The organism is Streptomyces sp. NPDC001858 (genome assembly GCF_053594615.1).
Window position 1 is genome coordinate 1 of sequence record NZ_JBSFEV010000121.1, and the last position, 1,479, is coordinate 1,479.

The 1,479-nt window shown below is 66.6% G+C and carries 2 protein-coding genes; one reads left to right on the plus strand and one right to left on the minus strand.

Going from position 1 to position 1,479, the window contains the following annotated elements; all coding sequences use genetic code 11:
- Positions 1–56 precede the first annotated feature (56 nt).
- Positions 57–988, plus strand: a protein-coding gene (locus ACWCPF_RS45435; protein WP_451051031.1) for an IS5 family transposase whose coding sequence is annotated in 2 segments (ribosomal slippage) — positions 57–420 and positions 420–988 — 933 coding nt in all. Because the reading frame shifts where the segments join, the coding sequence is not laid out codon by codon here.
- Positions 989–992: 4 nt separating this feature from the next.
- Here the strand turns inward: ACWCPF_RS45435 and ACWCPF_RS45440 are convergent.
- On the minus strand, positions 993–1,427 hold the full coding sequence (locus ACWCPF_RS45440; protein ID WP_451051030.1) for a hypothetical protein: 435 nt from the start codon (positions 1,425–1,427) through the stop codon (positions 993–995).
- Positions 1,428–1,479: the final 52 nt, after the last annotated feature.

Genomic DNA, 1,479 nt, shown 5'->3' on the forward strand with positions numbered 1-1,479 from the left:
CTAGGACTTGTCCGGCCGATCATGTGACTGCTTCTTGCCCGAGTCGTTCCTGTGGCATGGGGCGGGGTGATCTGACGGATGCCGAGTGGGAACGGCTGCGGCCGTTCCTGCCGGTCGGCAACGGGCGTTGTGGCAGGTGGCGGGACCACCGGCAGGTGATCGACGGGATCCTGCACCGAGTGCGGACCGGGGTGCAGTGGCGTGACCTGCCCGAACGGTTCGGGCCATGGAAGACCGTCTATGAACGCCACCGCCTGTGGTCGGCCGACGGAACCTGGGAACGTCTGCTCCAGCAGGTTCAGGCCGCAGCCGACTCCGCAGGCGAGATCGACTGGGACATCTCGGTCGACTCCACGATCATCCGCGCGCATCAGCATGCGGCCGGCGCCCGCACCGACCCGCCTCCTGCGCCGAGATCAAAAGGGGTCGAAGAGATGGAACACCAGGCCGAGACGCCGTGGCAGAGTCTCGTCGCCCGCCTGGTGGAGGTGGTGCTGGATGTGAGGGCTTGGGCCGCTCGCGCGGCGGGTTCACCAGCAAGCTCCACCTGAGCGCAGACGGCCGCTGCCGCCCACTGTCCCTGGTCGTCACTCCAGGTCAGCGGGCAGACTGCACCCAGTTCAAGCCGGTCCTGGAGAAGATCCGAGTGCCCAGACGTGGCCTGGGACGGCCACGCAAGAAGCCAGACAGCCTTGCAGCCGACAGGGCTTACAGCAACGGCCCCATCCGCGAATACCTGCGACGGCGGGGAATCCGGCACACGATCCCGGAGAAGACCGACAGCCAGGCCGCCCGCCTGCGCAAGGGCGCACGCGGTGGACGGCCGCCCGGCTTCGATGAGGATCGCTACAAGAAGCGCAACACCGTCGAGCGGGCGATCAACCGCCTGAAGCAGTCCCGGGCGGTCGCCACTCGCTACGACAAGCGCGGCTACGTCTTTCTCGGCACCGCTACCGCCGCGGCCGTCGCTATCTGGCTCCGAACCTGAGCTCCTACGCGACCCAGCAGTAGACGCTCTGGTTCTGGCGCCGGGCGCTACTTACAAGAGCAGCCAAATCACCCACGATCCCGTCCGCGATCTCGGTGTCGATGACCTCGCCGTCCTCCATACGCAGCTGAGCCCACGCGGCAGCGACGTCACGCAACCTGGGGTGCCCCGCGTCCGCAAGTGCAGTGGTCAGGCGAGGTGAGATCGCGAAGACGACGCACCCGTCGTTGTCTTGCCCAGCGACGAGGCGAGGCTCACCGGCTTCGACGATTTCCTCGAAGCTGCCGCCAGCCAGGAGGCATTCCCACTCGACCACGGCTTCTTCGGGATCGAAGTTGCCGAAGGAGAGCGACTCGAATGCCCGTCCCGGCCCAGTCTTGAGAGCCAGGCCCGCTGACGTGTCGTCCGGCGCCACGAAGAACTTCACGATGATGCTCACCTGGGCATCATGCCCGACTATCCAGAGCCATGATCGGCCGGACAAGTCCTAG